This is a genomic window from Lutibacter sp. B1 (assembly GCF_012524075.1).
In the GTDB taxonomy this organism is placed as follows: domain Bacteria; phylum Bacteroidota; class Bacteroidia; order Flavobacteriales; family Flavobacteriaceae; genus Lutibacter.
In genome coordinates, this window is sequence record NZ_JAAZUI010000191.1 from 1 (window position 1) to 316 (window position 316).

The 316-nt window shown below is 33.2% G+C and carries 1 protein-coding gene; it reads right to left on the reverse strand.

Features of this window, described 5'->3' with window-relative positions:
- Positions 1-72: 72 nt before the first annotated feature.
- The gene (locus tag HGB55_RS15415) at positions 73-273 is read right to left on the reverse strand and encodes a hypothetical protein (RefSeq protein ID WP_168817989.1); all 201 of its coding nucleotides are present in this window, start codon (positions 271-273) and stop codon (positions 73-75) included.
- Positions 274-316 lie beyond the last annotated feature (43 nt).

Consider the following 316-nt stretch of genomic DNA (forward strand, 5'->3'; position numbering starts at 1 on the left):
GCTTTAGTAAATCATTATTTTTGAAAGAAAATTTCTCTGCCAAGTTCCAATCTCGTTATTTTAACCAACGGTTTAGGCTATGTTGTCGTTGTGGAAAAATCGGCAAGATTTTTCCGCCATAGCAATTGTGTTAGTAAATATACGAGGATTTCCTGAAAAAGAAAATCCGCCACAATGCAATATAGCCAGTGTTAGCATATTTAGCGACACGTTCTGCTGAGCATTGAATTTTTCTATTATCTGAGATTTATCAAACATACTTATTTTTCTCATTTAGCTTTTTCTCCGTTGTTATTTTCACGTTTTACAGGAAAAA

Coding starts and splice junctions, on each gene's coding strand:
- HGB55_RS15415 (WP_168817989.1), bottom strand. CDS start 273: ATGAGAAAAATAAGTATGTTTGATAAATCTCAGATAATAGAAAAATTC.